This window comes from Chryseobacterium ginsenosidimutans (assembly GCF_039536845.1).
Taxonomy (GTDB): Bacteria; Bacteroidota; Bacteroidia; order Flavobacteriales; family Weeksellaceae; genus Chryseobacterium; species Chryseobacterium ginsenosidimutans_B.
In genome coordinates this window covers 1,266,901-1,293,211 of sequence record NZ_BAAAZJ010000003.1, presented here as the reverse complement: position 1 = coordinate 1,293,211, position 26,311 = coordinate 1,266,901, and the positions used below count along the sequence as shown (strand labels likewise).

Here is a 26,311-nt window from a genome sequence, read left to right as displayed (position 1 = left end):
CTTTGGTTATTTTTATGTTTATGATTTTTAGTAACCAGGGTTTTGGACGAAAAGCCCATTACTCTGATTCATTGCATCTAAAGGGATTGGGAAAAGTTCATTTTTTCCAGTTACAAATCCTTTAGATCCTAAATAAGTAGCAGCTTGTCCTGTTCTTACTAAGTCTGGGAATCTATCATTTTCCATTGCTAATTCTACTCTTCTTTCCTGCCAGATAGCGGTTCTAAGTGTAGACTGAGTACTAGCTGTTGTATTAGCAAGGTGAGCTCTAGTTCTTACTTTATTTATATTTGTAATAGCAGCAGCGGTATTTCCTAACTCATTGGCAGCTTCTGCATTGATTAAAAGAATATCAGCAAATCTTAATATTCTTATATTTTGAATAGAACCATATCCACATGCGTTATTATTTAAAGATGATGGCACATAGACTTTCTGATTCCAAGAATTTCCTGCTTGAGGATCCTGTTTGTGAATCAAATCTCCTTCAAGAGTTGTTTCTCCTTCTCTCAAAATACTCAATTCTTTTCTGATATCTCCAGGCTCAAATGCATTTTCCAACGCTTGTGTAGGAGTAAAGAAACCCCATCCAAATTGATTTCTAACCCCTTGAACTTCAGCATACTGACTTCCTCCAAAACCTGCAGCACAATCACAATTAACTTCAAAAACAGATTCTGTACCGAATTCTCCAGCTGGTCTGAATAAATGGTTGAAATCCGGGTCTAGACTATACCCCATTCCAATAACTTGGTTTGAAGTATCATAAGCTTTTTGATAATCTTTCATATAAAGATATACCTTTGAAAGTAATCCTAAAGCCCCCCCTTTCGTTACTCTTCCACGATCCGCAGCAGGATATGTCTGAGGTAAAACCGCAGCAGCAGCCGTAAGATCAGAAACTATAAAATTATAAACTTCTGCTGTAGAGTTTCTTGCTTTCAGATAATTCCCATCTGCTGGTAACCCATCATATATAGGAACTCCGCCATAAATTCTTACCAAATTGAAATAGAAATAAGCTCTTAACATTCTAGCTTCGGCTATCAATCTATTCTTAAGTGTAGCATCCATATCTATTTTAGGAACATTTGTAATAACTTGATTTGCCCTGTTAACAGCTTGCCATTGTCCAATCCAATAACCTCTTACTCCATCATCACTTACTGTAAATGTAAAGTTATCGTATGCATTAATAAATGATGCATCCCCAGGATTAGATCCTTTTTCTACATCATCGCCTGTTACTCCAAATACATACTGAGCAGGGAAACCTGAATTTTCCCAGCTTCTTAGGAAACTATAAATAGCAGTGGTTGCCTGCATGGCATCCTCTTGTGTCGTGAAGAAATTTGACACATCTGTTTGTCCTTCATCTTTAATATCTACAAAATCATCATTACAACTTACGATTAATGAAAATATAGAAAGTGTTAAAAATATTTTTTTCATGATCTTTTAATTAAAATGTTAAGTTCATACCTACTGTATAAATCGCAGAGATTGGGTAAATATTATTATCAATTCCCATTTGTACTCTATCCGTATTTGTAATCTCTGGTGAGAAACCATGATACTTGAAACTAGTCCAAGGGTTCTGTGCACTCACATATAATCTTAATTTTGTAATAGAAAGAGCATTTGCAAATGCTTTCGGTAAATTATATCCAACCTGAATATTTCTGATTCTGATATAGCTACCATCCTCTACATAAAAACTATTTGGTAAAATAATGGATTGATTAGATGTAATCATTGAATTAGTATTAGAAGTACCAGCTCCCTGCCATCTGTTATTATACATATCTAAATCCCACGTCTCATTTCCATAACGTTGTTCACGGTTATAATTGTATATTTTGTTACCAAATACACCTTGGAAATCAACGGCAATATCAAAAGCATAAATGTTAAAATTAACACCAAAACCATAATTACCTTTAGGAATCGGACTTCCTAAGAATGTTTTATCTCTTGAGTCAATAACGCCATTACCATCCTGATCTGCGAACTTAAACCATCCTGCTTTTGCTCCAGCTTGTCCTGATGCAGCAGCTTCAGCATCTGTTTGGAAAACACCGGCAACCTGATAACCATAATAAGAACCAACTGACTGACCTGCCTGTAATCTTACAATAGAATTTCCAAATAAACTTGCTCCGGTTTCTAAGTAGGATCCACCGTAAACTGACGTAATTTCATTTTTAAGTGTTGTAAAATTACCATATATTCCAAAAGTAACGTTTTCACTAAGTTTAGTATTGTAATTAACAGAGAATTCAAAACCTTTGTTATTAAAAGAATATGCGTTGGTATAAAAACTATTCCAGTTAGCTGCACCAGATACAGTTCCTTGGTTTACACCGTAAACCACATTCTTAGAATCTTTATCATAATAAGCTGCATCAATCTTAAGTTTATTATTAAATAATGCCATCTCCAATCCTACATCTTTTCCTGTTGTAGTTTCCCAACCAATAGTTGGGTCAATAAACTGATCAATCGTCGCTGCAGGATAACCCGTATTTCCAAAATAAGCACCACCACCTATAATAGATGTATTTGCATTAAACTTTCTTGATACATTAGGATTTCCCAACTCCCCATAGCTGGCTCTTAGTTTTAGTAAATTGAAGACATTCTGTTCACTCATAAAATCTTCTTTAGATATTACCCAACCAGCACTAACTGCAGGAAAGGTTCTGGATCTATCAACACTAATTTGTGAACTGGCATCTCTACGAATTGATGCATTTAATAGATATTTACCTTTATAATCATAGTTAATTCTTCCAAAGAAAGATTGAATTCTTTGTTGATCTTGGAAAACACCGGAAACAACAGCATCATCTCTATCTATACCACTTACATGAACAATGTCTGTTCCGTTTGCAATATTTAGAGACCCATTTGTTCCGTCATAATTAACATTTTTAGCAGACCAATAATCTTGTGATAAAGAAGTTCGTGTTCGTGAAAAACCTGCAAGTACCTCTAAATTATGACTTCCTAAGCTCTTTTTCCAATTAATGGTATTATCCCAAACATAATTTCTATTTCTAAAATTTCTTGTAACTAATGTAGATGCTACTTGACCAGAAACAGGAACATAAGAAAGTGTTGGAGTATATTCATATTGACTAGGGCTATAATTATCACTAGAATAGCTAATTCTGAATGTGAAATCTTTCAAAAATTTCAATTCTCCCCATACGTTATTGAGCAATCTCTCCTGTCTTACCTGAGAACGATAAAGATCAAGCATAGCTCTTGGGTTGGCAATAGAATACCCATTAAAGTATTGATAATCTCCCGTATTCGGATTCATTACTGAAAATATAGGCGGAGCAACAAAAGCTGTCAATAATGGATTTTGTGATACATCAGTACGCATTTTGGAGAAACTGAAGTTATCTCCAATCGTAATATTATCAGTAATTTTATAGCTAAGGTTTAATTTACTGTTAAATCGATTAAAACCACTTCCTGAATTGATACCTCTACCTGCTGCAAGGTTACCTTCATCCTGAAGATATCCTACACTTGCATAATAATTAAGTTTCCCCAGACTTCCTGTTGCAGAAAAATCATTAGAATTGATTATGCTTGTGCGAAACACTTCATCAAACCATTTTGTATCAGCCGGAAATTGATTTCTGTTAATTGACCCTGCTCCGTTTCCATTATCATTATAAAGTTTTTCATTATAAAGCTCAATGTACTGATCAGAATTAACCATTTCAGGAACATTAGTTACCTTTTTAAATCCCATATAAGAATTGAAATTATAAACAGGTTTTCCTTTTCCAGTTTTGGTTTTGATAATTATAGCCCCATTAGCAGCCTGAGCTCCAAAAATAGCCAAACTTGATGGATCTTTCAAGACACTCATTGATTCTATATCCTGAGAACTAAGATAAGAGATATCAGTAGTAATCATACCATCTACAATAAAAACGGTATTTCCTGTAAGAGAACCAACTCCCCTGATGTCTACTCTTGGAGAGCCTCCGGGAGTACCAGAATTCGTAATGTTTACCCCTGCAAGTTTTCCCTGAATAGAACTAATAGGATTCGCATTGGGCTTATCTGCCAGATCTTTTGCTGAAACCATTCCAATACTTCCTGTTACATTCTCTTTTTTCTGTGTACCATATCCTATAAGTACAACCTCTTCAATCTTTTGTTCTTTCGGAACAGTGTCTCTAGGGGTTGTCTGTGCATTGACATTCATACCGAAGTATAGAACTGCAATGAGACATGAATACTTTAAATCACTTTGTTTCATATAGTTTAATTTTATTCGTACAATCACTATTTTAACAAAAAGACATTCGCCTTTTTTGCCCCTTTCATTGAAAAATCCTTTATTCTCAAAAAAAGACATTATTCAAAATTATAAAAATATATTCAACAATGTTAATTTTACTTAATATTTTTATCATTCTGCCAATACCTTAAATTTACATAAAAACAATTAATTTTCTTTTATATTCATTAAATCATTCAACATAATCAGAATAATTAAATATTTTTTAATTCCATAATAATTCTATTTAATTAAAAAAAAATTTAAAATTTCTTCTTATTACCTTATATGAAAGGTTTTGAGAGGTAATATATCACAAAAGGTGTTCATTTTATTATATAATAACTAACAATTAATATCCTTCGTAAAAGTTTGTTAAAATAATTATTGTGTTTAAATTTGGTTCATTATTTGAAAACTATTAATGTTTAATCAATATCAATGAAAAAATACATTATCGCAGCTGTCTTGCTTGTAGGAACAGGAGCTGTTATCAATACCACAATGCAGTCTTGTACTTCTTTGGCGACATCTGATCTGGGGCTATCAATTATTAAAAAATTCCTTTTGAACGGAATTGATAAAGGAGTAAATGTTTATAGCAACAGAGATGCTTTTTTACAAAATAATATGGTTGATAAGGCATTACCAAAACAACTGAGAGATATCAACTCAATGTTAGAAAAAGTTGCTCCGTCTTTGGTTACAAAAGAAAGACAATATATTGCTGATGCTGCAGTTTATACCATAAATATCTCAAAACCGATTTTGGTAAGCGCAGTGAACAGCCTGAATGCCCAGGATGTTACAAGAATTATTCAGGGAGAAAAAGGAACTGCTACCTTGATTTTAAAAGAAAAAACAGCTCAGCAATTAGTTGCTGCAATTACCCCGAAAGTTGATGAGCAGCTGAACCAATACGGAATTGTGAAAAGCATCAATACGGCTTTATCAGGAAGCAATTTATTAAGCAGCCTTCTTGGCGGAAACAAAAATACTGTGAATGCGGGTGGTCTCAGCCAGTTGGCTTCGGAGCAGCTGGTGAACGGAATATTTAATATCATCGAAGATTACGAAATCCAGAACTCCAAGTCACTTCTTGGACCTCTTGGAAAATAAAAAATTTTTCGCTATATTTATATATAATTTAAAATTGGTGATGGATATATTACAAGGAAATCAACATGCAAATCCTGAAGAATTTTACAGTTCTTTAAAGGAAAAACTGGAAGATCATCATGATTTTCCCGAAGATTATTTATTTAAATTTATAATTCCTACGGATCAGGCAAAACTTACGGAAATTTACAAGGTTTTTGACGGTATAAAATTCACACTGGGAAACCGCGAAAGTAAAAACGGAAAATATACTGCCTGTAATATAAACGCATTTGTTTTGGATGCAAATCAGGTAGTACATATTTATAAAGAAGTAGCAAAAATAGAAGGTGTAATTCTATTGTAAAAATAAAAAAGTCAGCTTTACGCTGACTTTTTTATTTTTACATTTTTATCTATCTATTATTTTTCAATAAAATATTTTACATTCTCGATCGGTCTCCCCAACATGGCTACAGAACCTTTAATTATGATTGGTCTCTGTATCAGAGAAGGATTTTCAGATAAGACTTTTATCCATTCTTCTTCGGATAAATTTTTGTTTGCAAAATTTTCAATATATAACTTTTCTGTTTTTCTGATGATATGAAAAACACTTTGATTCAATTTTTTCAGAACTGTTTTGATTTCAAGAATACTTAGCGGATCTTCCACAATATCAATGATCTCAAACGGCACTCCATTTTCATCCAGATACTCCAAAACCGCATTCGATTTTGAGCAGCTTCCATTATGTAAAACCTTAACCAACATATTTAATTATATTTAAAAATTAAACTTGTACTTAACAAATTTAAAAAGAAATCAACCTATCCGAATCTTAATTTGTAATAAAACTTTGTTAAAACAAACCGTTCAGTTCTGCTTCAATTTTTTCTAAAATAAGTCCAAAATCTTCCGGTTTTTCAACGAAATCCAAATCATCAACTTCAATAATCAACAATTTTCCTTCTGTATAATTGGAAATCCATTTTTCGTATTTCTGATTCAGTTTTGAAAGATATTCGATACTGATGGATGCTTCATATTCTCTTCCTCTTTTGTAAATCTTTTTAACCAGATTCGGAACATCAGATTTAAGATAAATCAATAAATCCGGTGCAGAAACGAAAGATTTCATTAAACTGAATACAGCATCATAATTTTTAAAATCACGATCCGAAAGAAGATTCATGTCATTCAGGTTTTCCGCAAAAATATGTGCATCTTCATAGATCGTACGATCCTGAATAATGTTTTTCCCACTTTCTCTGATTTCTTTTACCTGACGGAATCTGCTTCCCAAAAAATAAATCTGCAAAGCAAAGCTCCATTTGCTCATGTCTGCATAAAAATCCTCCAGATAAGGATTATGATCTACATCTTCAAACTGAGCATCCCAACCGTAATGCTTGGAAAGCATCGTTGTCAACGTAGTTTTTCCTGCTCCAATATTTCCAGTAACCGCAATATGCATATTTTTCCCTTAATGTATTTGTTGATTTTGATAATAACTAAACTCCGACAGATTCAACTTCCGAACTATCCTCAATCAGCTTCTGTAAAGAACTTTCCGCAGGATTTTTATCTTCTATTTCCTGTGTTTTTTTCTCTAGCTTTCCTTCCGGACTGTCTGGTTCTGCAGTTTTTTCCGCCGATTTTTCTACATCTTGTTCTGTAACCTTTTCTTTATGATCCGGTTGATCAGGTTCTGTTTGCAGCTTAGCTTCTTTGCTCTTTTCGAGGTTGTAAAGATAAAGCTTGTTGGCTTTGATTTCAAAATAAGAAAGGGTGTTTTTATCCACAATTTGTGCATCGGGATCCTCGAAAATCTTAACCATTTCTTTTTCCGGAATGTACTTTAGAATAGAATTATTTGTTATGACTAAAATAAATTCGTTTTCCCTTCTGAAACGTTTTCCGTTTTCAATGGGAGCTTCAAAGATTTTTTCAAACTTAAAAGTATAAACTCTGATGTGTTTTCTCGTTAAAATATATATCTTATTTTCGTAAACCAAAAGATCCGTAAGATCATCAAAACTGGCATCAAAAGGATAAGAATTAATTGTCGTCTCGTTTCTGAAATTATACTGTATCAGACGTTTTGTGCTTTCATCCAATAGCCATAATTGCTGCAAATCTTCGGCATAAGCCATTTTGATAAAACCAAATTTCTGCTTGAAATCCACCTTTTGAATTTCATTCATATTCTGATCAACATATTTCAGTTCCTGAGCATTTTCCGAAAATAAAGGTACACTTAAAGGATTCTGAACGCCCTGAACTTTATAAGGAACCGTAAACATTAGTTTTCCGATCTGTTTTCCCAAAGAATCATACTTCGTAAAACTGAAATCTTTGCTTTTATAGATGTATAAATTTCCGTAATCGTCGGCAAGCATATCTTTAGCTTCCTTAAGCTTCAAAGTGTCTAAAGGAATGGCTTTCTGCGCAGATAACGAACAGAAAATCAATATAAATATCAAATGTAATATTCTCAAATTCTTGTAGATAATATTCCGGTGGAATTCCGGCAATTTACATGTTTTATTTTATTAAGAAAGCCGTTTTTAATTATTTAATAGAAACCTCATACATTTTTGCCCAGTTCTTACCTGTTACCAACATATTATCACCCTTAAAGGCAATTCCGTTTAAGACGTGATTTTTGTCGTTTTTAATATTTTCGTCGGTAATTTTTGTAAAATCAAACTTTCCTACAACCTCTCCTGTTCCGGGATCAATTTTCAAAATAATAGGTTTAAACCAAATGTTGGAATAGATAAACCCGTTGTGATATTCCAATTCATTCAGCTGATCGTAAGTTTGTTTATTTCCTGCGACAGAAACCGTTCTCACAACTTTTGAAGGATTATTAACATCGAGAAAGAACAAGTTCTTTGAGCCATCCGTTGCCACAAGATTTTTCCCGTCATACGTCAGTCCCCATCCTTCACGAAGCTCTTTCGGCAAAGGAAATTCTGAAATTTTCTTCAATGTATTTTTATCATAAACAAAACCTACTCTATTTTGATAAGTAAGCTGATAAATTTTATTTCCAACGATGGCACAACCCTCAGAAAATATATCTGCAGCCTGTTTTTCTTCAACAATTGGAGTGGTTCCTCCCAATGTATATTTTATTAACTGAGAAGAATTCGCCAAACCGTCACTTTCATAGACCGTACTTCCTTCAAGAAGAAAACCTTCAAGAAAATTATTCTGATCATGAGGATATTCTGCTACGATTTCATAAGAAATATTTTTTTCAGGATTCTTTGCAAAAACATTAATTGTAGCATCCTGATTCAAATTTTCACCGCTTTTTGTTTTAATATTAAAGGTAATCTCGTTATCACCCAAAGTAAAAAACTTAGGATCAATGATTAAATTTGATGTTTCACTGTCTCCGAAACTGATCGAAATATTCTCTGCAATTTCCGTTACTTCTTTCGGAAGAGTGAGTTTATCTCCGAAATGATATCCGTTCTGCATCATCGAATTGTTGTAATCTGCCAAAGAATTAAGAATATCCTTATTGTCTTTGCATGAAGCTAACAATAAAAATGCAGTGAAACCAATCAATATATTTTTCTTCATTGAATTTTAATAATTTTTCAAAAATAGTAATTTTTTATTCCTTTTACGAAAAATAGCGCTCCGAAGAACGCTATTCATTATTTTTAATAAATATATTGAAATTTTTCACTTATTTGATCGCAACTTCATAAATTTTTGACCAGTTTTTCCCTGTCACCAACATATTTTCACCTTTGAAAGCAATTCCATTTAATACATCATCGCTTCCTTTTGTATTTTGTTTTGCGATTTCTGTAAAATCAAATGTTCCGACAACTTCTCCATTTGCCGGATTTATTTTTAATATAATCGGTTTTTGCCATACGTTTGCATAGATAAACCCATTGTGGAATTCAAGCTCGTTCAATTGATCATAAGCCTGAGAACTTCCTGCAACAGCAATGTATTTCACCATTTTTGAAGGATTATTTACATCAAGGAAATACAACAATTTACTTCCGTCTGACGCAATAAGGTTTTTTCCGTCATAAGTTAATCCCCAACCTTCTCCTAATACATTCGGATAAGCGAATTCTGATAATAATTTCAAAGAATTTTTGTCATAAATGTATCCTTTTTTGCTCTGCCAGGTCAGTTGATATACTTTATCACCCGCAATTGTACTTCCCTCAGAAAAATCTTCCTGTCCCTGTTTTGTAGAAGCCAAAGGAGTTGTCGTTCCCAATGTATATTTTAAAATCTGTGAAGAACCGTTCTGCCCGTCACTTTCGTAGATTGTATTGCCTTCGATCTGGAAGCCCTGTACGAAATTTTTAGGATCGTGAGGATATTCTGCTACAATTTCGTAAGATAATTTTTGTTCGGGATTTTTTGCAAAAACGTTGATCGTTGCATCCTGAGTCAAAGTTTCGCCACCTTTTGTTTTAATGTTGAAAGTAACTGCATTGTCACCCAATGTAAAGAATTTTGGATCGATCGTTAAATCCGAAGTTTCTTTATCTCCAAAACTGATTGAAATACTTTCCGCATCATCCGTTACATCTTTTGGCAATGCTAATTTATCACCAAAATGATATCCTTTCTCCGTCATTGAATTGTTGTAATCCGCCAATGAATCAAGAACTTTTTTATCATTTTTACAAGACACCAACAACAAAACCGCTGCAAAACCTATTATAATATTTTTTTTCATTTAATTTCTAAAATTTCCCCAAAATTAGCAAAATTTATTCCTCTTTGCTAATTTCATCGATATGTTGACCAAATTGTAATATGTAACCATTGTTATCATAGATCGCAAACTCTCTCATTTCCCAGTCGAAAGTCTCGATTTCGTAGCATATTTTTGCTTTAGTTTTTAATTCTTCCCAAAGCTCATCAACATGATCAACATTAAAATAAAATGAACCTGTAAAACCTATTCCATTGAATTTTTCGTGTGAATTGGGTCTTGACAACATGATCTGTACATCATCTTTTTTAAGAGATGCCCATTGCCAGTCTGTATTTGCGCCCAGCAATGTAAAGCCAAGACATTGAGTGTAAAACCCAATCGTTTCTTCAAGATTTTCTGTCCATAAAACCGGACGAAGGAAAGTAAATTTTGCCATCTTATATTAAGTTTACTTACTTTCTAAATAAGGCTTCAGACTTTGACCGATAATTCCATTCCAGCCTTCTGTAAAAGATTTTTTAGAAAAATTTTCGCCCAGATCTTTAAAATTATCAATATCATCATGAGTCAATTTCACCAAAGTCTGTTCACCTTCCGGTTGAAGTTCCCAGGTTATCACTGTTTTTTCTTTTGAAAACTCGGGATAAGACCAGGTATGTTTCAGTTTCTGATTCGGAACAATTTCTAGAATTTCCGACTGGTGATGATATTTTTTCTCATCTCCAGGCTCGTAAAAATTAAATATTTTTCCGGGTTCCAATTTAAAATCATAAATATCAAAATACCATGATCTCATTTCGGTCTGGTCGGTTAATGCTTTCCAAACCTCATGAATGGGTGCATTTACTTTGTGTTCTACAATGATCGGATTACTCATATCTGATATTTTCTGTTTTATATTCAACGTAAAAATCTATCGATAATTATTTTAAACCACAAAAGTCACAAAAGATTTATGCTAAATTTAAGATTAATTTTAAAACATTTAGAAAGTTCACAAAATGAAAATCAAAAATTTTCAGAAACTCAAGTGCTCTTATCTAACCCTATCAGTGCGCAAATCCTGTAATCTTCGCTTCATCAAAATCCAGCTGCATTTCGATTGTTCTCATCACATGATCGTCGAAAATTTTCTCACGTTTCATTCTGTAAAGTTCATTTCTCTGCGCCTGAATAACCTGTCTCATAACATCTTTATTTTCATTCATTGCAGATACATAATCTCCTGTTGAAGCCATGCATTGTGCTTTATCAGCCATCATCATCATTTCATTTTCCAATTTATGCTTCTGATGCTGAACAAGACTGTTTTTTTCTGCCAAATCTGAGAAATCATTCTGCAATTTGTGCAAAGCAGTTTCTTTCAACTTTCTCATTAAAATTACTTCCTGTTTTTCTTCCGGAAGTTCACTTCCTGCATCATTTATCTTTAAAATTTTTAAAATTGGTGTCAATAATAAACCTTGTCCCACCAAAGTAATTAATATGATAACGAAAGTTACAAATAAAATGATATTTCGGTGCGGAAATGCATCTCCATTTGGTAAAAATGCCGGAATTGACAATGCAGCAGCCAGTGAAACCACTCCTCTCATCGCTGCAAAACTAATGATAAACGGTTCTCGCCAATCGGGTTTCGGAACTTTTAATCTTAGATCTTTTGAACACAGTCGCGGGAAATACATTAAGGCATAACTGTAAAGAATTCTCGTACCAATAATTGCTCCGCCAATCACCACACTATAGAAAATTCCTTCGGAAATGGTATATTCTTTCATGGCTGCAACGACAATTGGTAATTCTAATCCAATTAAAATAAAGATAATAGTATTCATCAAAAATATAAGAACGCTCCAAACATTTCCCGACTGAATTCTTGAAGTATGACTCAGGTAGCAATGTGAATTATAAGACATTAATAAACCTCCTGAAACCACGGCCAACACTCCGGAAAAGTGAAAATGCTCCGCCGCAATATACATGATGTAAGGAACGATTAATGTAATAATCGTGTCAATATTGGAATTGGAAGGAATAATCCTTAATAAAGCCCCAAATAAAAGTCCGGAACCAATACCAACTGCAAGTCCTCCGATTGCCATCGTGAAAAAATCTTTTACCGCTTCTCCAAAAATAAATTGTCCGGAAATTACTGCTGCCAAAGCAAATTTAAATACAATTAAACTCGATGCATCATTAATCAAACTCTCTCCTTCTAAAATCGTAGTGATTTTTTTCGGAATTTTCAGATGCTTTAAAACAGAGGTTGCTGCGACAGCGTCCGGTGGAGAATTTACACCACCCAACAGGAATCCCATTGCAACCGTTAATCCCGGAATAATCGATGAAGAAAGGTACGCAACAACTATCGAAGTTAGAAATACCAATCCGAAAGCCATTGAAAAAATCTGTTTCCTCCATTTGTGAAAATCCTGCCACGAGGTAAACCAAGCCGCTTCAAATAAAATCGGCGGAAGAAAAATTAAAAATACCAAATCGGGCTCTATTTCAATATGCGGCATTCCCGGAACAAGGCTTATCAAAAGACCCGCAATTACCAAAAATATTGGATATGCAACCTTCAGTTTTTGTCCGATCATCACCAGTATCATTACAGACAACAGTACTGCAATAGATATTATAACGTAACTGTGAATCATTATTAATTTTTTTGAAATATTAAATTATTTAAATTTTAACTAATAATTTTTCGTCTTTGTGTTTATACTTTTTGATTATTATGCCTTTATAAGTCTTGCTTTCTGATCAAATTTAATAATTTGTAAGGCATATTCCCGAAGAATTTTAACTTTTCCGGGATTATTCGGCCGATCAATTTCACTATCATCAGCTAAAAATATTTTACCACCTTCAAAAACAATATTATAATACGGATCATCGGGTTCATCAGGTTTTATGAATGTGACGAGTGTCCTGATTTTATATTTATCTGAAAATACTTTACCTAAATAAAGTTCTCTTTGGTCATAATCAGCGTCCGGAGTTCTATATATTGATATTTTGAAATTAAATTCTTCATTATCAAAGCCTTCTCCTGTATTAAAGAAGATATGATCAGGATTATTACTATCTAATTTTTCCGGTATGTCATTATTAAAATCAAAATAAAATACTTTTAATTCAGAAAAAACTTCGGACAATGTATTTATAATCTGTTCGTTGTCTAATACTTTATTTAAATAAATATCTTCCATAAATTAATGAACAGCAATAAATTCCTAAAGTACAATATTATTTTTTGGAGTAATTGCAGGAGGAAGATCTGTTTCATCCAGCATATCTCTCATGTCAATCTCAATGGTACGGCTTATCTGTGTGATCGGAACATCATTCGGGCTTCCTTCAAAAGGATTCACGGAAGCCTCTCCTACACTATCCAACGTATGAAAACACCACGTAACCAAAATAGAAAACGGAATATTGAACCATAGTGTCCAGCTTTCAAGGACGGTTCCTTCCCCCAGTTTATCAAATTCTTTCAGTAATCCAAAAGGTACAAAAACGATGAATAATAACAAAAGATAAGTCGTGATTGATGAAAAATTTCTGGGATAAGGAAAGTTTTTGATTCTCTCAGCTTTTCCCTGATTCTCCGTAAGTTTCACCAGTTGCTGATTGATCTGCGTCCATTGAAAATCGTTAACTTCTCCATTTTCATAAGCTTCTGACAATTCTTTGCTCTGGAAAGCCATCAATTGTGTCGCTCTGTTTTTTTTGCTTAAAATATATTTCAGTTCACCATCAGAAAGGTAGTTTTTCAGTTCGTCGTCTAACTTGAGAAGCTTTTCGCAAATGTCATATTTTCTTGCATATTCCTCATATTGGGCTGTACTCATATTTTCCCAGGCTCTTGGCTCACGAAGCTGAAAACGAAGAGCTGTAAGCCATGCGTAATGGCGTTTGAACATTGATTTTACTTTATCTGTATTTTTTTTGTGAAAGAGAATCTCTCAAGATATAACCAAAACTTCGGCTTTCATTAATAATTGCTCCGTAGATCTGTCTCGCTTCCCAAAGTCGGCTGTAACTTGCATTATTTTTGAATCCTACAATAAAAGCAACCGCGGTTCCCATAATCGCGATCGGCTGCCAAGGAAAGGAAATAAATTTCCAGCCCAGATAATAAAGTACCGTCGGAATTGTAGATAATATTGTCAGGCAGAGAATGCTTCTCTTTGTCCAGACAACGAACTCCATAGCTCTAAATTTTTTCCCTGCGTGCATAATGTGTTTATGTTTTTTATTTTTATTATTTAAAATTATGTATCGTTTAAATTTTTAAAAATTCTTCCGGAAAACAGTTTTTTTAATCTTTTGTAAATGGAATATTGTTATAAAAACCGATCTGGATCTGTCCGCGATGTTTATTTTCCTGAATCTGATTCATATAACCAGCTTCTATCCTCATATTTTTATTAATTACATATCCCAAAGCTCCGTATACTCTGTTTCTGTCGAAAACAGGACTGTCAAAATGCAGAAATATTTCATTATAAGCCGAAGCATACAGTGTTTTTGGTGACATTTCTTTATTGGTGATCGGAATGTTAAGCCCTAATAAATACCTGAACCTCATCCTGAAATCATCCTGTAAAAAACGTTCTTCCAATCGATAACGATGCTGAATATTAAAGCGTCCGAACTTCTGTTTTGTAATGTATTGCTGGAAAATTCTGTGCTCTATATTTTCAGTTTTTTCACCGTTTACATAAGGTCGGCTCAAAATAAAACCATATCCTAACAAAATATTATTGTTGTTTTCTGTAAGATCATATCCAATTCCGGTACGAATTAAAAGCTGCTCCAGATCTCCGATCCCATCAAAGTTTCTGTACTGGATTTCGTTGTGTAAGTTTAATTTTTTGCTAATTTTATTGTTCCCAAAATACATATACCAAGCTCCCAGATCATTTTTCTGCGCAAACGAAAATGTTGTTGTTAAAGAAAAAATACCCAATGCTATATTTCTAAAAATAGTCCTCATTATTCTATTACTATTATCTATCGTTTTTAACAAAGTTAATACTTTAAATCAATAATAACAAACTATTAGATTTGATGTATTTATGTTTCACAATTAAATAGATTATTCTTTTTTCAAAAAAAATCAATTTATAGCAGTTGATTAAGATTTGTTTTAAAATTGTTAATCTATTTTAGATCACACATATAAAAAAACCGACAGATTTTATTGTCGGTTCTTGTTTTAATATATTTCGTATTCAAAATATTAACTTTACGGATGCTGCATTTTCGCCGGATCATCGTAATTTACCATCCAATTGATTCCGAATTTGTCTGTAAACATTCCGAAATAAGCTCCCCAGAAAGTATCTGCCATTGGCATTGTTACCGTTCCGTCTGCAGAAAGCCCTCCAAATAATTTATCAGCCTCTTCCTTAGATTCTGCATTGATTGAGATCGAGAAGTTATTTCCGGTTTTAAATTGAGATGCATAGTCACAACCCATATCACTTCCCATCAAAACTGTCTCTTTAGAAATCGGAAGAGAAACGTGCATGATTTTGTCTTTGTCTTCCTCTTTCGCTTCCTGACCTTCCATTGGAGGCATTTCCCCAAAAGTTCCGATGTAAGGATATTCTCCGCCGAAAACCGATTTATAAAAATCAAATGCTTCTCTGCAATTTCCGTTGAATGTTAAATAAACATTTACTGATGCCATAATGTGTTTCTTTTTTTAGTTAGTATAATTTAGTTTTAATTTGTTTTTAAAATGTAAAGCTTATTGCTTTTCGGATACGTTTTTATTGTATTTTTAGAACTACCTGTGTTGATCGATTAGAATCATATTTCCATCCGGATCCTTTAAATAAATATGAGCAGGTCCCGAAGTTGTTTCATCAGTATCTTTTTCCAGCGTTAATCCCTGTTCTTTTAACTTTTTCTGAATATCACGAACATCATCAAAATCCTCAAGATTTTGAGCATTCTGATCCCATCCCGGATTGAAGGTGAGCATATTTCCGTCAAACATCGCCTGAAAAAGACCGATAATATGATCGCCGTTTTTCATAATCAAATAATTATGCTCTGTATTTCCAGCCATGTGACTGAAACCCAGTTTTTCATAAAAATCTTTAGATTTCTGAAGATCTTTTACACTTAAACTAATTGAAAATGCACCTAATTTCATATTCTTGTTTTATTTAATGCTAATTTATATCCTGCTAAGACCAATCCCCAAACCAAGATTCCTAAGATCCAGAACCAAATCGGAGTGGGCAGCATTACCATGTTATAAATGGTGAAAAAAGTAAAAATAACTCCACAGATAATTGCTGCAGCCGGTTTGCCATTACCAGCAATTTTAGTTGCTACAAAACCTGAAACTAAGGCTCCTAAAGCGTAACCAAGTATTACTATAAATTTCCCCATAAAAGGTAAATTTTCAACATATTTCTTAAAACCTTCCAAATCATCAGGTTTTAAACCTGCCGGAAACGGATACAAAGAATGCCCTAGTCTTTCCATCAGCCAAACTCCGATCGATCCTACAAGTATTCCGCCTATTACAGCTAAAATCCGTTTTATCATGATCATTGATTTTTAATACGGGTTTTAAAATCCAAAGTTCCGTCGTAACTCTTCCAATCACCGATCAATTCGATATATTGAGCTTCTACTTTTTCATTTTCTTTATTCCATTTGAAAGTATAAATGAATCTGCCTTTCAAAATTCCGGAATGCTTTCCTTTATTTTCTTCCGCCAATTCATACTCGCCAAAAACAACCCCTTTTTTCTTGGCATCTCTGTATTTGGTAATGGTAAAAGTTCCTTCGAATTTGGAGTAATTTTTATCAACTAAAGTATAACCGGAAACAAAATATTCCTGATCATTTTTCTTATTCTGTTCTGAAATACTGATTTTCAGTTTGATTTCCTGATTTTTGTCTCCGATCGTTCCTGTGTAAGCTTTGCTGTTATTTAGCCAAACATTTGAAATATCCGGCATTTGTGAGAAAAAGAAATTTGAAATGAGAACGAAAAGGAATAAAAGTTTTTTCATATTGTTTTGAACGTGTTTAGTTTTTTATTTAAATATCACTTTAGAAATATCATTCGGAGAAAAATTTGCCCACCAAACATCAAAATCCAGATTTCCCGAATAGTTTTTCCATTTTCCTTTGAAAGTTAATGTAGCATTGGTATCTTTCGTCATCAATTTTAGAGTCTGGATTCTAACCTTTCCTGTAAAAATTCCAGAATGTTCTCCAGAGTCCAGTTCTTTTAAAGTAAAATCACCAAAAACAAGCATTTCATCAGGAAGGTCTTTCACATTATACTTTTGGGTAAAAACTATTTCTCCTGAAAAATTTGATTTGTTCCCTTCTACGTCAGAATAACCTGAAACTAAATACTGCTCCTGCCTTTTAGGATTTTTAGCAGCTTTTTCTATTCTTAATTTAATAACAGTCTCCTGTGTAGAAATCATTCCGTAAAAAGGAGTTTCTTCATTCATCAGTAAATGACTGAAATCTTCATTCTTCAATGGAAATTCCCTCGACTGTCCAAAAGAAAATGAGTAAGCAAAAATTAGAAATAATAGAACTTTTTTCATCAAAATTATACTCCGAATTGTGCTAAATGATGATTTAAATGTTTTGCAAACATATTGTTCCATTCCTGAGCTTTCAGTTTTCCGAAAGAAAAAGATTCTTTTCCATCAAAAGCTGCAGTTCCTAACTGTTGAGTTTTTTGAATAAACCCGATAAGTCTCTTTTTTTCTTCCTCGAAATCTTTTCTTTCTGACACGATAAACTGAGGGGCAGTCGGTCCGTTTTGCGTATATGCTTTTTCACCCACTACTTTAGGTTTTACAAACGATTTTAAGATAAACTTGGAGATCGAACCCGGTTTTTTGTGTTTTTCAGGTTCGTAAACCATTTCATAAGACACATTACAATGTGCCAACATTTGATCCACCATCATTTTCCCCCACAAACTTTTCGTTTCCGGTGTAAGATTATTTATCCTATCAATGTAATTCTGAGCATCTTTTGCATCAAAAACGTTTTCCATAGTTTATTTAATTGTAAAAAAACAAATATATCAGTTTTTTTCATTTCTTTTTCACCATTTATTAAAAAGAATTTAATCAACTACAATTCAGATGATTACAATCACTTATCTGCAATACTTAATTGTGAATTGTCATTTATCAATCTTTTCTGATGTTATGAATCAAAATTTGATTTATAATTGGTTTTTTCTATTAAGTTTAATTTATTAACTTAATGATTAAAAGTCAATATTTTTTTAATTTGATTATAATAAGCTTTTAAAAAAGTCGTTTTTACCATAATAAATACTAAAGCCTTGAAAAAATATCTTCTACTTTTATTAATTTCTATATATTCTTTTTCAACCGCTCAAGAAATGGAAATATGTAAGTGTAATCTTCTAAAGAAATCTGAAGACAGTCTTAATACTTTTTATTCAATATATAAGTTCAAGCCTATTTTAAAAAAAAATGCATTAAAACCTCAGTTTGACTATATTTCGATTAAATATTTAAAGAAATTTTCTAAGTCTCAGGATATCCTAGATTCAGTAGAAATAAAAATCAATACCGAGGTAAGCAAAATAGCTCCTGATACGACTTATATTTCTTATAAAATTAGAGATTCTATCGAGAGAATTGAATATTCAAAAAAATATGGAGATATTCCTAAGCCTGTTATTATTAAAACAGGTAAGCTCAACGGAATATTAGCTATATTATATCGCACTCGCTATTCTTTCAATCCTAAATATTATCTCAGAATTTCTTCTGATAATGGGAAAAACTGGAAAAACTATTACACAGGTTTAGAAGGCTATAAAAACTATTTGTTTAAAAGTAATTCTCAATATCCTTTATGGAAAGACCATGACAACATACAAATTGAAGCAGATATTGTGAGAATGATTGAAGAACCATTATTTCCTTCAAGCCCATTCCCTAAATATGAAACCATTAAAAACAATGCTCTAATAACATTAAGTCTAAAAGAAATTTTAAAAGATTCTGATGAAGATGGTATTAATGATATTGAAGAAAAATTAGTCTACTTTACAAATCCTTTCTCAAAAGATACAGATAATGATGGTATCAACGATTTTGAAGATGAAAACCCAAGATACAAAAATTTGGATAACGATTTTACAAGACTTATAGAAATACTAAGATTTGGGGATTATTATTCATTGACAAAAAATTCTAACGTAAGAATGGACGAGTTTATTACAGATTTAAAAACAGTTCACGAAGATATACAAAGACAAATAAAAAATCGAGAAACAGAATTTAAACCCCGAGAAAAAAGTTTCTTAGACCTTTTAGATTTTAGAGTAATTGTTACTGATGATGAAAATATAAGGCGAATGAATACTTATGGTGAAAAAACAATTTTTCTAACTTCTAAGGAATATCTCAAATATTTAAAATACAATTATGGTATTAGTTACAATCCAAACTACAGTAGAATTCTCAAATGTGATGATAAAAAAGACACTTACATTTTAACTTTTGATGGCTTGATAAGAGGTGAGACTTATATTTTTATAAAAGTTCCGGAAGGCTGGATTGTAAGAGTTGGAAGTAGATGGCAAACTTAAAACAAAAACTCCCTACAAAATGTAAGGAGTTTTATATTTAAAATTAATTCAAAATTATCTTTGAACAGCTTTCTTCATCGCATCAGGTCGCAAAATTCTGTAACGAATTTCCATGTCTTTCGGAATGTAGAAAACCAGTGGTAACTTACTGTTATATCTTACCGTTTCCGGCTGAAGGGAAACAAATTTTTTAGTTAGTTTTTGATCCGGACAAGCCATTAATGTTCCGCCCGTTTCACCTTTTGATTCTATTTCATAATAATTATAACCCCAACCTTGAAGATCCTGATTATTCACCTTTCCAATCAAAAAATGCTTATTACAATCCAACATTTTTTCTGTCCCGGCAAAGAACTCTACTTTTAAATCATTTTCATTTTTTGCAATAGGAAGCTGAACATAAACTTGTTTATAACCTTCTTTAGCTTTTGGAAACATTTCAATCTGTAATTTCTCAAACTTTTCAACTTTCTTCTGAGCGAAAGCATTGGCTCCGGCAAACATAATCAATCCTGCAATAATTGTTTTTGAAAATTTCATATTTTTTGTATTTAAATTTTACAAATTCCTTAAAGCCAAAAATCATTCCAAAATCTGAACATTCGTTCCTTTTGTATGGGCATTCATCTGCGGTGCATAATAATTCTGAATGGTTGTAATCCCATTAGAGAATTTTCCGGATGCATTGGCAACATAATCATATTCGAACACATATTTTCCTTTTTGCATATTTTCGATATAGAAGTTGGTGGAAGCATCTTTCGTTGACTGATAATACCCCAAATTATTTTTCCACTGATATCCCGAAAGTACATCTAAAGGTTCAAAACCTGCCGCTCTCATGTCTTTAATATGGATAAATTCCATGGGGCGATCGGTATTTAAAATCATTCTTACAGTAACTTTATCACCTACTTTCAACGGAGTTTCCGGAGAGATCTTTTGCAGTTCTTCTCCATTTACCGTTTTGATTTTTTTATACAATTCTTTTGTTATGGATATGTAATTCTCAGAAGATTTTATTTTGTCAAGATCTTCATAATATTGCCAGAATAATCCTCCCTGCACGATTCCTGCTCCGGGTTTTGTTACAGTAACTGTTGCTAAGTTTTTGTCTAAAACATCCGTTTTCACAGTAGATTTCACATAACCCGTTGCCTGAGTTTGTGGCTGTAATTCTTTTCCGCCCCAGATGATGGTTGCTTTGTCGCTTTCGGCACTCGTCCAAGATTTTCCTGAATTTAAAATGGTAAAAATAACTTCCGAAGTTCCTCTTGAACTTCCCCAAGAATTCACTTCTTTTTGGGTAATCAACCAGATTTTCATGTCTTCAATGAATTTCTGGTCGTTTGGTTTCAATTTGTTGAAAGCTTCCAAAGCACCTGCGTGATTCACCACTTTCGAGCTGAACCATCCCCAATCATCAAGATTCTGTTTCCAGTAAACACCCTGAGTTTTTGAATCTACAGAAGTTTCCTTTAAATAATTCATCAACTTATCTGAAGTGTCTTTCAAGCCATAATCGCTCATCAACAAAGCCGCACGATGCAATCCAAAGAAGGTAAAATCTGTGATTTTTGCCGTTTTTGCTTTTTGTTTTACTAATGATTTTATTGTTGCTCCTTTTCCTTTTAATGGATATTGTTTTTCCCAATAATTTCTGGTATCAAGATAATCCAGCGTCCAATTATTCCAGACATTTTCTTTCTTTATATCCGAATATTTATTGATCTCGTTGTCCACATATTGAACTAATTTTTGAACCAATTCGTTTTGTTCTGAATTTTGATAATCTTTCACATTATCTTTTAACCAGGAATTGATTTTTCCTAAGTTTTTAAGAATATAAAGCGACGTTGAATACGAACTCGGATAACCGGAATACCAAGAAAAGCCACCATCCGGATTTTGAAGTTTTTTGAAATCATCCCAATCCTGATTGATAGAATTTTTCATTGAATTAACATCGAACAGTAAAGCCAGTTTTTGCATTTGTTCGCCTTCATTTTTACTTTCTAAAACCCAAGGCGTTTCTTCTAATAACAATTGTTTCAGCTCTTGATTTTTTTCAAGATTTGAGTTTAGTAATCCCTTATTTTGATATTCTTCGAAAATGGTTTTTAGTTTAGGATTAGCTTTGAATATCTCTGAAGCCAAAACATCTGCAAACCATTTATTAAAGATCACATCAGCAGAATTATTCTGATCATTTTTAAGACTTGGAAGCGCAAACATGATTTCCCAAATCGGATTGGTTGTCAGTTCCAATGTATTTGAAACATTCGAAATCGTTGTTGAATTTGCGTTTTTAAGATTTTCTATTTCAAACGTTTTTGTTTCACCTTCTTTTACAAAAACCGGAACTGCATCCGTCACCAACATTCTGTTTGGTAAGATTGCCACCGCTTTTTGCTCACCATCAGAATATTGACCGGCTTTTGCAACCACTTTCAAAATAATCGAGGAAACGTTATTCGGAACCTTCACTTTCCATGTCAACGCTGAATTTCCGTTTTCATTTAAATCAAAATTCTGGATGCTTGAATTTAAACCAAATTTCGACGAAATATCTTCGTTTGTGAAAGCATCCAAAATCTGTAAACTTGCCGAGCCGTTTAATTTTTTGCTTGTTAAGTTCGATAATTTTGACTGAAGATTCAATTCGTCACCTTCTCTCAAAAATCTTGGATAATTTGGAGTTACTGAAAATTCTTTTTGTGTAACGACTTCTTTTTCCAATGTTGCAGCTCTTGCATCTTTTGTGTGAGCAAGGAACATTAATTTCCATTTTGTGAGTGCTTCCGGAGAATTGAATTCGAAGCTTACGTTTCCGTCGGAATCTGTTTTTAAATCCGGATAGAAGAAGGCGGTTTCGTTTAAATTCTGGCGGACAGGAATTTTACTTAAATCAATTTCTGCCAGTGGAGTTTCTATTTTAGGTGCTTTTACTGGCTCAGGAACAACATTTTGAATTATCGCAATTTTATCTTCTGCAACTGCTACTTTCATTGCCATACTTGCTTTTGCTCTTCCAATTGGAGGTGGCGGTGTATATGCTGCAGCTTTTACTCCTTCTACACTAACCAGACCTGTCCTTGTCTCAAGAAGACCTCCACTCATCCATAATATACTTCCGTCAAACCAATCAAAAATCGGAACCTCAACCTGTTGTCCCTCAAAATAATCTAATCTTTTTTGGTAATATTTCTGAAGAAGATATTGTCTGATGTCATAAGAGGTTACAATTGAAGTCGGAGCATATAAACTGTACCAGTTAAATTTATTGACAGCAAATTTATCCAGAGACATATCATACATATTCGCTAAAACTTCTGCACTGATTCTCTCTTTTTCATTTCCTAACACTTTTACAGACCATTTTTCTTTTGAATTCGGCTGAATTTTATCCCTGAAAGTAACCGTTTCTATTCTCAATGGTTCTTCAGTATCTTTAATAGCAAGATTTACAGATTCCGTCTGAACATCATTAAACGCTACCACCTGAAACTGCACATTCAAAGTCTGTATATTTTTATCTTTAGAAATATCTGTTGTGTATTCTACAATTCCGTTTTTAAATTGACGAACCTCAGAAACCGTTTTCCCCGATCCGTCCTGAACAAAAATATTCAGCAAAGCATCCGGAATTGCAGAATAAACATGAAATACAGCTTTCTCTCCTCTCACAAACTCTTTTTTAGGCTCTAAAACCGTAAGGAAAGTTTTCTGATTAGCTTTCAAAGAATTTTTATTCCAGACACTGAAATTTTGAGAAGTTTTTATCGTGTCTTTTCCTTCAATATTATACAATTCAAGCTTATAATCTCCTGTTTCTAATTTTCCTAAATCCAGATTAGTTGTTGATGTTTGGTTGTCAGCTGTTGGTTGTTGTGCTTTTTCAAAAACCAGTGTTGACTTCCAATTTTTAATTTCATCATTTTTATCATAAAAATCGTGTGGAAATTTGCTGATGAACTCTTCTTTTGAAAATTTCGGTAAATCCTGAACTTCCGATTTGAAATTATTTCTAAAAATCCTGTCGGGCGATTCTAGTTTTGAAAGTTTTACCTGATAAGATTTTTTAAGAAGTTGCTCATTATAATTTTTCGTTTCAACTTTTAGTTTTACATTTTCATCAGAAAAAGTATTTTTAATTTCATCAGCCTGTATGTAATGAGAAACTGAAGCTACTTTAAGTTCTGTATCTGCTGTTTGTGTTTCACCATTGATGTCTGTCACAGAAGCATTTATTTCATAATTATCAATCTGAATACCTTCTAATTTTTCGTCTTTTTTCAGATCCAGTTTAATTATGAATTCTCCTTTTTCATTTGTTTTCACTTCTCCTAAAATAGAATTCTCATTGTCGTCATTTTGTGGATACCAGCTAAAATATCTCCAGCGGATATTATGTTTTTTGATTTCATAATTTACGGTCGTATTACTCAAAGCAACACCCGAAAACATAATGGCTTTTCCTTTCAGTTCGATAATTTGTCCGTATTTGTATTCGTCTTTCACAGGATCAAACGTCACTTCAAATTTTGGTCTTTTATATTCCTCAACTCTGAAATTTTCATAGCCATCATTTTCATCAGTCCTCAGATAAAATGTTCCGTTTAATTTACCTTTTGGAAGAATAAAACTTCCGTGATAAGAACCAAATTCGTTGGTTGTAAATGTTTGTGAAGAAACTTCCTGACCGTTTGTATCTGTTAAAGTTATCTTTTGTTTTAATCCCGCAACAACAGATTCAATTTCTTTATCATGCTGCGTATTAATTACTTTAAAATAAACTGTCTGACCCGGTCTGTAGATCGCTCTGTCCATGAAGATTTGAGCTTTACTACGCTTGACTTCTTTATTTTGATCATTATTAGAAACTCTGTTTCCATACACTTCCATCATCTGAAAGTCATTTGTTTTTGGCTGTTGGATCAAGAAAGTTCTGTAATAATCACTACTTGTTGTCTTTGGAAATCTAAAAACACCTTTATCGTCTGTTTTCCCATCCATTTTAGTTAAAGTTTTATTAGAAACAAACTCATAAAATGTAAGATTTTCATTGATAGCAGGTTTCCCGTTTTCGCTGTTAACTAATTTCAACTCATTTGATAATTGATCTCTGTCTGTCTTTGTCTGATAAATAATTCTGTTATCCGAAACCAGAAAATAAAAATCCTTTTCAGCTTCAGCATCTTTGGCGCTGATTTCAGCAACAGAATATTCTGCAAGATAAATTCCTGATGGAAGAGATTTTATTTCTAAAGATGTTTTATGATTTTGAAAATCTTTAGGATCATCTAATTTGTAAACCTCTTTTTTAACAAGATTTTTTTTAATCTTACCAAATGTGTTGGAGTAAGAATTTTTAGCATACTGTAAAAACGATGTCAAATCATCTTTCACCTCGTAAATATTAATTGAAAAAGCGGAAACATTTTTATATTCTGCAACAAAATGAATCGGCATATTACTTTGCGTCTGCTGTTCATATTTAATATTTAGAAATGGATTTAAGATCTGATCTTCTTTGTTTTTAATATTGCCAATGAAAGAAGATTTCGGATATTTCGTTTTTGCCTGACTGGCAATTTCAAGAGCTTCTTTTTCCTTCTTTTTGGAAATCATCTCTTCCATAATATCATCCATGATCAAAACTTTATAATCGCCCTCAGTGTCGGATTTCAGGAGATTTTGAAGCTGAACCAATTTATCTTTGCATTGATTAGAATTACAGTTTTCCTGCAATTTTTTGTGCATGAAATATAATTTGGAATTCCCAGTGTTCTGAGCAATTAATTCATCATAAATTATATTAATGCTGATGCGATTCTGTTCAAGATCATTTTTGGTAAAAAGATCATTATCAGAAAGAAAAGTAATCTTCTTGGTAAGATACCAATCCCATAATGTCGGGAAATAGGAAATATAATCGTTATTTGAAAAAGCATTCTCATATTTTTTAAGAGAAATTTTTCTCATTTTTTCTTTTTGCTGATCAAGTTCCTGATAATTTTTATTTAAATAATTTTTAAAATCAAGCTTGCTCCATGTCTCTATTTGAGAAATATCCTGAGAATTTATATTGGTGCGTTCTCCAATTTCCCACGAATGTTCGTTATAATAATCGAGAAAAAATCCATTCAATAAAACCTCAAACAATATTTTATCATCGTCTTTTAATTGTTTTTCAACATTCTTCAGTTTTTTGAAAAGCTGACTTACGGCATCGTTTTTTTCATCATCTGATGTTTGGTTTACAATACTGAATTCTGCCTTTAAAGATTGAATAAGCTGTAAAATATTATTATCTTTCATCGCTTGTTTTTGTATGTCTAAAATTATGGGAACATTAGATTTATAAGCACCTTTTTGAGAATTTGCAGCTACTTTCTTCCATTGCTCGTCGTAATATTTCTGAGCAAAAACCGCTGAAAAATTCAGCAGGAGAAGCAAAAGCACAAAAATCTTGGAAAATCTTTTCATATATGTTATTTTTGATAAATGAATTTCTTAAAAATACTGAAAAAATCCGTTATAGACAGTC

Annotated in this window: 25 protein-coding genes; 3 read left to right on the top strand and 22 right to left on the bottom strand. The window is 32.8% G+C overall.

The features are described from left to right. Window positions 1-27 precede the first annotated feature (27 nt). The gene (locus tag ABD745_RS06045) at window positions 28-1,452 is read right to left on the bottom strand and encodes a RagB/SusD family nutrient uptake outer membrane protein (protein ID WP_344826724.1); all 1,425 of its coding nucleotides are present in this window, start codon (window positions 1,450-1,452) and stop codon (window positions 28-30) included. A gap of 10 nt (window positions 1,453-1,462) precedes the next feature. Next, on the bottom strand, window positions 1,463-4,288 hold the full coding sequence (locus ABD745_RS06040) for a SusC/RagA family TonB-linked outer membrane protein (protein ID WP_344826721.1): 2,826 nt from the start codon (window positions 4,286-4,288) through the stop codon (window positions 1,463-1,465). A 462-nt stretch (window positions 4,289-4,750) separates the two neighbouring features. On the opposite strand from ABD745_RS06040, the gene ABD745_RS06035 reads away from it, so the two are divergent. Both ABD745_RS06035 and ABD745_RS06030 read left to right on the top strand, forming a co-directional pair. Beyond that, entirely contained in the window at window positions 4,751-5,428 is a 678-nt protein-coding gene (locus ABD745_RS06035; RefSeq protein ID WP_344826718.1) for a DUF4197 family protein, read from the top strand. A 40-nt stretch (window positions 5,429-5,468) separates the two neighbouring features. Beyond that, a complete protein-coding gene (locus tag ABD745_RS06030) occupies window positions 5,469-5,774 on the top strand; it encodes a DUF493 family protein (RefSeq protein WP_047400168.1) in 306 nt (101 codons plus the stop codon). A gap of 56 nt (window positions 5,775-5,830) precedes the next feature. Here the strand turns inward: ABD745_RS06030 and ABD745_RS06025 are convergent, their stop codons facing one another. From ABD745_RS06025 to ABD745_RS05940, 18 genes are all read right to left on the bottom strand, one after another. Continuing rightward, a complete protein-coding gene (locus ABD745_RS06025; protein ID WP_047400169.1) occupies window positions 5,831-6,181 on the bottom strand; it encodes an ArsC/Spx/MgsR family protein in 351 nt (116 codons plus the stop codon). Between the two features lie 88 nt (window positions 6,182-6,269). After that, window positions 6,270-6,884: a deoxynucleoside kinase gene (locus ABD745_RS06020; protein ID WP_047400170.1), complete on the bottom strand. Its 615-nt coding sequence runs from the start codon at window positions 6,882-6,884 to the stop codon at window positions 6,270-6,272. A 37-nt stretch (window positions 6,885-6,921) separates the two neighbouring features. Then, window positions 6,922-7,893: a hypothetical protein gene (locus tag ABD745_RS06015; protein WP_344826710.1), complete on the bottom strand. Its 972-nt coding sequence runs from the start codon at window positions 7,891-7,893 to the stop codon at window positions 6,922-6,924. A gap of 88 nt (window positions 7,894-7,981) precedes the next feature. Then, complete coding sequence (locus ABD745_RS06010) at window positions 7,982-9,007, bottom strand: glutaminyl-peptide cyclotransferase (protein ID WP_344826707.1); 1,026 nt, start codon at window positions 9,005-9,007, stop codon at window positions 7,982-7,984. Window positions 9,008-9,116: 109 nt separating this feature from the next. Further along, the gene (locus ABD745_RS06005; protein WP_344826704.1) at window positions 9,117-10,139 is read right to left on the bottom strand and encodes a glutaminyl-peptide cyclotransferase; all 1,023 of its coding nucleotides are present in this window, start codon (window positions 10,137-10,139) and stop codon (window positions 9,117-9,119) included. A gap of 34 nt (window positions 10,140-10,173) precedes the next feature. Continuing rightward, a complete protein-coding gene (locus tag ABD745_RS06000) occupies window positions 10,174-10,557 on the bottom strand; it encodes a VOC family protein (RefSeq protein WP_344826702.1) in 384 nt (127 codons plus the stop codon). A 12-nt stretch (window positions 10,558-10,569) separates the two neighbouring features. Next, window positions 10,570-10,998 (bottom strand): SRPBCC family protein, encoded by a 429-nt coding sequence (locus tag ABD745_RS05995; RefSeq protein ID WP_344826699.1) that lies wholly within the window; start codon window positions 10,996-10,998, stop codon window positions 10,570-10,572. A gap of 172 nt (window positions 10,999-11,170) precedes the next feature. Beyond that, complete coding sequence (locus ABD745_RS05990) at window positions 11,171-12,781, bottom strand: Na+/H+ antiporter (protein WP_344826697.1); 1,611 nt, start codon at window positions 12,779-12,781, stop codon at window positions 11,171-11,173. Window positions 12,782-12,859: 78 nt separating this feature from the next. Beyond that, window positions 12,860-13,336: a hypothetical protein gene (locus ABD745_RS05985; RefSeq protein ID WP_344826694.1), complete on the bottom strand. Its 477-nt coding sequence runs from the start codon at window positions 13,334-13,336 to the stop codon at window positions 12,860-12,862. A gap of 24 nt (window positions 13,337-13,360) precedes the next feature. Beyond that, the gene (locus tag ABD745_RS05980) at window positions 13,361-14,050 is read right to left on the bottom strand and encodes a bestrophin family protein (protein ID WP_344826692.1); all 690 of its coding nucleotides are present in this window, start codon (window positions 14,048-14,050) and stop codon (window positions 13,361-13,363) included. 10 nt (window positions 14,051-14,060) lie between these two features. After that, window positions 14,061-14,366, bottom strand: coding sequence for a bestrophin family protein (locus ABD745_RS05975; RefSeq protein WP_344826689.1), 306 nt, complete (start codon window positions 14,364-14,366; stop codon window positions 14,061-14,063). Window positions 14,367-14,448: 82 nt separating this feature from the next. After that, a complete protein-coding gene (locus tag ABD745_RS05970) occupies window positions 14,449-15,126 on the bottom strand; it encodes a DUF2490 domain-containing protein (RefSeq protein WP_344826686.1) in 678 nt (225 codons plus the stop codon). A 252-nt stretch (window positions 15,127-15,378) separates the two neighbouring features. Further along, window positions 15,379-15,825: a VOC family protein gene (locus ABD745_RS05965; RefSeq protein ID WP_344826684.1), complete on the bottom strand. Its 447-nt coding sequence runs from the start codon at window positions 15,823-15,825 to the stop codon at window positions 15,379-15,381. Between the two features lie 99 nt (window positions 15,826-15,924). Beyond that, on the bottom strand, window positions 15,925-16,296 hold the full coding sequence (locus tag ABD745_RS05960) for a VOC family protein (protein ID WP_344826681.1): 372 nt from the start codon (window positions 16,294-16,296) through the stop codon (window positions 15,925-15,927). Further along, on the bottom strand, window positions 16,293-16,697 hold the full coding sequence (locus ABD745_RS05955) for a hypothetical protein (protein ID WP_344826679.1): 405 nt from the start codon (window positions 16,695-16,697) through the stop codon (window positions 16,293-16,295). The genes ABD745_RS05960 and ABD745_RS05955 overlap by 4 nt, the downstream gene beginning before the upstream one ends. A gap of 2 nt (window positions 16,698-16,699) precedes the next feature. Further along, window positions 16,700-17,170, bottom strand: a complete 471-nt coding sequence (locus tag ABD745_RS05950; RefSeq protein ID WP_344826677.1) for a hypothetical protein — start codon at window positions 17,168-17,170, stop codon at window positions 16,700-16,702. Between the two features lie 24 nt (window positions 17,171-17,194). After that, entirely contained in the window at window positions 17,195-17,722 is a 528-nt protein-coding gene (locus tag ABD745_RS05945) for a hypothetical protein (protein ID WP_344826674.1), read from the bottom strand. A 5-nt stretch (window positions 17,723-17,727) separates the two neighbouring features. After that, window positions 17,728-18,183, bottom strand: coding sequence for a DUF1569 domain-containing protein (locus tag ABD745_RS05940; RefSeq protein WP_344826671.1), 456 nt, complete (start codon window positions 18,181-18,183; stop codon window positions 17,728-17,730). Window positions 18,184-18,480: 297 nt separating this feature from the next. On the opposite strand from ABD745_RS05940, the gene ABD745_RS05935 reads away from it, so the two are divergent. Further along, window positions 18,481-19,761 carry a hypothetical protein gene (locus ABD745_RS05935; protein WP_344826669.1) on the top strand — a complete coding sequence of 427 codons (1,281 nt, stop codon included), beginning with the start codon at window positions 18,481-18,483 and terminating at the stop codon, window positions 19,759-19,761. Between the two features lie 54 nt (window positions 19,762-19,815). Here ABD745_RS05935 and ABD745_RS05930 read toward each other — a convergent pair whose 3' ends face one another. Both ABD745_RS05930 and ABD745_RS05925 read right to left on the bottom strand, forming a co-directional pair. Continuing rightward, the gene (locus ABD745_RS05930; RefSeq protein WP_344826666.1) at window positions 19,816-20,301 is read right to left on the bottom strand and encodes an ecotin family protein; all 486 of its coding nucleotides are present in this window, start codon (window positions 20,299-20,301) and stop codon (window positions 19,816-19,818) included. Window positions 20,302-20,343: 42 nt separating this feature from the next. Further along, window positions 20,344-26,250: an alpha-2-macroglobulin family protein gene (locus tag ABD745_RS05925; RefSeq protein ID WP_344826664.1), complete on the bottom strand. Its 5,907-nt coding sequence runs from the start codon at window positions 26,248-26,250 to the stop codon at window positions 20,344-20,346. Window positions 26,251-26,311: the final 61 nt, after the last annotated feature.

What these genes read in the sequence shown, in the direction of transcription:
- ABD745_RS05925 (WP_344826664.1), bottom strand. Translation starts at nt 26,250, where the DNA reads ATGAAAAGATTTTCCAAGATTTTTGTGCTTTTGCTTCTCCTGCTGAAT.
- ABD745_RS06040 (WP_344826721.1), bottom strand. Translation starts at nt 4,288, where the DNA reads ATGAAACAAAGTGATTTAAAGTATTCATGTCTCATTGCAGTTCTATAC.
- ABD745_RS05965 (WP_344826684.1), bottom strand. Translation starts at nt 15,825, where the DNA reads ATGGCATCAGTAAATGTTTATTTAACATTCAACGGAAATTGCAGAGAA.
- ABD745_RS05970 (WP_344826686.1), bottom strand. Translation starts at nt 15,126, where the DNA reads ATGAGGACTATTTTTAGAAATATAGCATTGGGTATTTTTTCTTTAACA.
- ABD745_RS05995 (WP_344826699.1), bottom strand. Translation starts at nt 10,998, where the DNA reads ATGAGTAATCCGATCATTGTAGAACACAAAGTAAATGCACCCATTCAT.
- ABD745_RS05975 (WP_344826689.1), bottom strand. Translation starts at nt 14,366, where the DNA reads ATGCACGCAGGGAAAAAATTTAGAGCTATGGAGTTCGTTGTCTGGACA.
- ABD745_RS06005 (WP_344826704.1), bottom strand. Translation starts at nt 10,139, where the DNA reads ATGAAAAAAAATATTATAATAGGTTTTGCAGCGGTTTTGTTGTTGGTG.
- ABD745_RS05985 (WP_344826694.1), bottom strand. Translation starts at nt 13,336, where the DNA reads ATGGAAGATATTTATTTAAATAAAGTATTAGACAACGAACAGATTATA.
- ABD745_RS06030 (WP_047400168.1), top strand. Translation starts at nt 5,469, where the DNA reads ATGGATATATTACAAGGAAATCAACATGCAAATCCTGAAGAATTTTAC.
- ABD745_RS05955 (WP_344826679.1), bottom strand. Translation starts at nt 16,697, where the DNA reads ATGATAAAACGGATTTTAGCTGTAATAGGCGGAATACTTGTAGGATCG.
- ABD745_RS06035 (WP_344826718.1), top strand. Translation starts at nt 4,751, where the DNA reads ATGAAAAAATACATTATCGCAGCTGTCTTGCTTGTAGGAACAGGAGCT.
- ABD745_RS06010 (WP_344826707.1), bottom strand. Translation starts at nt 9,007, where the DNA reads ATGAAGAAAAATATATTGATTGGTTTCACTGCATTTTTATTGTTAGCT.
- ABD745_RS05960 (WP_344826681.1), bottom strand. Translation starts at nt 16,296, where the DNA reads ATGAAATTAGGTGCATTTTCAATTAGTTTAAGTGTAAAAGATCTTCAG.
- ABD745_RS05940 (WP_344826671.1), bottom strand. Translation starts at nt 18,183, where the DNA reads ATGGAAAACGTTTTTGATGCAAAAGATGCTCAGAATTACATTGATAGG.
- ABD745_RS06020 (WP_047400170.1), bottom strand. Translation starts at nt 6,884, where the DNA reads ATGCATATTGCGGTTACTGGAAATATTGGAGCAGGAAAAACTACGTTG.
- ABD745_RS05990 (WP_344826697.1), bottom strand. Translation starts at nt 12,781, where the DNA reads ATGATTCACAGTTACGTTATAATATCTATTGCAGTACTGTTGTCTGTA.
- ABD745_RS05980 (WP_344826692.1), bottom strand. Translation starts at nt 14,050, where the DNA reads ATGTTCAAACGCCATTACGCATGGCTTACAGCTCTTCGTTTTCAGCTT.
- ABD745_RS06045 (WP_344826724.1), bottom strand. Translation starts at nt 1,452, where the DNA reads ATGAAAAAAATATTTTTAACACTTTCTATATTTTCATTAATCGTAAGT.
- ABD745_RS05930 (WP_344826666.1), bottom strand. Translation starts at nt 20,301, where the DNA reads ATGAAATTTTCAAAAACAATTATTGCAGGATTGATTATGTTTGCCGGA.
- ABD745_RS06000 (WP_344826702.1), bottom strand. Translation starts at nt 10,557, where the DNA reads ATGGCAAAATTTACTTTCCTTCGTCCGGTTTTATGGACAGAAAATCTT.
- ABD745_RS05950 (WP_344826677.1), bottom strand. Translation starts at nt 17,170, where the DNA reads ATGAAAAAACTTTTATTCCTTTTCGTTCTCATTTCAAATTTCTTTTTC.
- ABD745_RS06025 (WP_047400169.1), bottom strand. Translation starts at nt 6,181, where the DNA reads ATGTTGGTTAAGGTTTTACATAATGGAAGCTGCTCAAAATCGAATGCG.
- ABD745_RS05945 (WP_344826674.1), bottom strand. Translation starts at nt 17,722, where the DNA reads ATGAAAAAAGTTCTATTATTTCTAATTTTTGCTTACTCATTTTCTTTT.